Consider the following 2978-nt stretch of genomic DNA (forward strand, 5'->3'; position numbering starts at 1 on the left):
GGACCGTGCCTCATCCGGCGACAGCGAGAACTACACGCTCGGGTTTCTATGGCGGCACGCAATGGAACCAGTTCAGCCTGCGCGCCGGCGCGACTTACGCATGGCACAATATCGAGACGGACCGCACGGTGGCTTTTCCCGGCTTCGCTGACAGCCTTCAGGCAAAATACGACGCGGGAACCTTCCACGTCTTCGGCGAAGCCAGCTACCGTGTCGATACCGTCCCGGCTGCCTTCGAGCCCTTCGCCAACCTGTCCCATGTGAGCCTTCACACCGATGCCTATTCGGAAAGCGGCGGCGCCGGCGCGCTTCATGCCGACGGTGAGACCACGGACGCAACCTTCACAACGCTCGGGCTGCGAGCCTCGACCGGTTTCGACCTTTCCGGCATGCGGGCCACAGCACGCGGAACGATCGGCTGGCGCCATGCCTATGGCGATACGATCCCGCTTTCCACATTCGTCTTCAGCGGCTCCGACGCGTTTGCCATAGAAGGCGTGCCGATCGCCAGGGATGCCGCTGTCGTCGAGGCTGCCATTGACCTGAATCTCACCGACGATGCCCTTTTCGGTGTGACCTACAGCGGACAATTGGCTTCAGGCGGCCAGGATCATGCTTTCGGCGCGAGAGTAGGCGTAAAATTCTAATACACCGGCCAAAATGAGCAGCGGTTCGTGCTAGGATTTCACGCAAAGGAAGTGGGGCTGATCGCTGAAATGCCGAAAATTCGTCGCTCTTCGACCCCCGTCAGGGAATTTCGGCAGGGACCTGTTCTGTCTCGGCTGCCACCAGGCAGTCTTTCTCCGATCCTTGGCTTCGCGGCGTTCGCACTCGTCGCCTGCCAATCGGCATCCGAGGCACCACCCGCTCCTCCACCCCAACCTGCCCCGGCTGCCGTTGCGGCTCCGGCTTCTCCGGATTTGGCGGTGTTGGACCAAACCGTGGCGATCACGCCTCCCGGCAAGGGCGTTCCGGCTAGGTATGCCGCGTTTTCAGGCATATGGGCCGGACGGCTGGATGGCATGTATGAAGGCAAGCTGGCCGTGCTGACGGTTTCTTCGGGCGGTCAGGTGACGGTCAGCTATGCGTGGGGCGATGTGGCCGACTACAAGCCGGGGGTCGCCGACGGCGCCGGCAGGATTGTCGGAAACACATTGAAGCTCGGGCGCCTGCCGAATGGCGCGGACGCCACCTTTACGATGCAGCCGGACGGAACGTTGGCCGTCACCTATGCGCTTGCCGGCCAGACCTACAGGGGCCAGTTCGCCAGGCAATAGTCCACGGAACGGCAGTCGACGAGATTGTCAACGGACCGCACCTCGATCGCGGGGATTACCCTGGCAGTCCGCATGTCACCCTGCGACGTGCTGGCAAGGCCCGAATCGGCTATTCCTCTGCCATGCAGGAAACGTCCCTCTACGCCCCGGTGAAGCGGTTTCTCGAGAGCCTGGATTTCACCGTCAAGGGCGAGGTCGGCGGCTGCGACATCGTCGGGCTGCGCGATGGCGAGCCGCCGGTGGTCGTCATCTGCGAGCTGAAGCTGCAGTTCAATCTCGAACTCGTCCTGCAGGGCGTCGATCGCGCCGCGGCCTGCGACGAGGTCTGGCTCGCGGCGAGGCAGTCGGCGCGCGGCAAGGGCCGCGAGCATGACCGCCGGTTTCGCGCACTCTGCCGGCGGCTCGGCTTCGGTTTGCTGGCGGTCGACGGAAAAGGCAAGGTCGAGCTGCTGCTCAGCCCGGCCGCCGTGCCGCCCCGGCGCGACCCGAGGCGCCGCTCGCGTCTGGTCGAGGAACATCATCGCCGTAAGGGCGATCCGTCCATCGGCGGCAGCACGCGACGAAAGCCCATCATGACCGCCTACCGGCAGGAGGCGATCGCCTGCGCCGCCGCCATGGCCGATGGCCCGAAGCGGCCGCGCGACCTCAAGGAACTCTCGCCGCGCGCGGCCAGCATCCTTCTGCACAATTACTACGGCTGGTTCGCCAGGGCCGAGCGCGGCATCTACGCGCTGACCGAAGCCGGCGTCGCCGCTGTCCAGTCACAGGGCCGGGCAATCGCATATAGCAGCGCCAGCCCCCTCTCCGTCCGCTGCGCGGACACCTCTCCCCCATTTCATGGGAGCGAGGAACGCTAACTTCTGACGTCGCAGCCTTGAAAAGCTTGGGTTGCTCGCCCCCACAAAGTGGGGGAGAGGTGGCTCGGCGAAGCCGAGACGGAGAGGGGGAGCGCCATATGCGATTACCCTGAGTCACAAGGGGGTAGGCGAGAGTTCGCTTTAGGGACCTTCGCGCAAGGACGGCGTTTCAGAAACGCTCGCGATAGTCGCGCGGGTTGGTGCCGAGGGCGCGTAGAAAGCCGCGGCGCATGGTTTCTTCCGAGCCGAAGCCGCAGCGCCGGGCCGCCTGGTTGACGGCCAGTCCCTGTTCCAGCATCCGTCGTGCGGCCTCGATGCGGATTTCTTCGACCGCGCGGGCGGGTGTGCGGCCGGTTGCCTCGCGATAGTGCCGCGAAAAGCTGCGTGGGCTCATATTGGCGCGCTCGGCCAATGTCGCCAGCGAAAGGTCGCTGCCCAGATTGTCGAGGATCCAGCCATGCAGCCTGTCGAAGCGCCCGTCGCCATCCTGCAGCTTGAGGGTCTGGCTGAACTGCGCCTGGCCACCCGGGCGTTTCAGGAAGACCACCAACTCGCGCGCCACCGCAAGCGCCATGCGTCGGCCAAGGTCTGCCTCGACGAAGGAAAGGGCGAGATCGATGCCCGCCGTCACGCCGGCGGACGTCCACACATTGCCGTCGCGAATGAAGATCGGGTCGGGTTCCAGGCGGACCGCCGGAAAGCGTTGGGCAAACTCGGCGCAGCGTCCCCAATGGGTGACCGCGCGGCGGCCGTCGAGCAGACCTGCCGTCGCCAGCAGCATGGCGCCGCTGCAGACGGAAGCTGTGCGCCTGGCGTCGCGCGAGCAGCCGATGACCCACTGGAC

Annotated in this window: 4 protein-coding genes; 3 read left to right on the top strand and 1 reads right to left on the bottom strand. The window is 65.4% G+C overall.

Annotated elements, in window-relative coordinates; genetic code table 11:
• The 3 genes from EOA29_RS31130 to EOA29_RS31140 form a co-directional block, all read left to right on the top strand.
• Nucleotides 1–647, top strand: a 647-nt coding sequence (locus tag EOA29_RS31130; RefSeq protein ID WP_189479039.1) for an autotransporter domain-containing protein, incomplete at its 5' end; no start/stop codon positions are given.
• A gap of 279 nt (nucleotides 648–926) precedes the next feature.
• Nucleotides 927–1277, top strand: coding sequence for a hypothetical protein (locus tag EOA29_RS31135; protein WP_245464827.1), 351 nt, complete (start codon nucleotides 927–929; stop codon nucleotides 1275–1277).
• Between the two features lie 122 nt (nucleotides 1278–1399).
• The gene (locus tag EOA29_RS31140) at nucleotides 1400–2134 is read left to right on the top strand and encodes a DUF2161 family putative PD-(D/E)XK-type phosphodiesterase (protein ID WP_126090583.1); all 735 of its coding nucleotides are present in this window, start codon (nucleotides 1400–1402) and stop codon (nucleotides 2132–2134) included.
• Between the two features lie 169 nt (nucleotides 2135–2303).
• Here EOA29_RS31140 and EOA29_RS31145 read toward each other — a convergent pair.
• On the bottom strand, nucleotides 2304–2978 hold a 675-nt coding region (locus EOA29_RS31145), incomplete at its 5' end, for a helix-turn-helix domain-containing protein (RefSeq protein WP_127222071.1).

The organism is Mesorhizobium sp. M1E.F.Ca.ET.063.01.1.1 (genome assembly GCF_003998155.1).
GTDB lineage: Bacteria > Pseudomonadota > Alphaproteobacteria > Rhizobiales > Rhizobiaceae > Mesorhizobium.

Excerpts from the sequence above, each read along its gene's own strand:
- EOA29_RS31140 (WP_126090583.1), top strand. The coding sequence starts at position 1,400 with ATGCAGGAAACGTCCCTCTACGCCCCGGTGAAGCGGTTTCTCGAGAGC.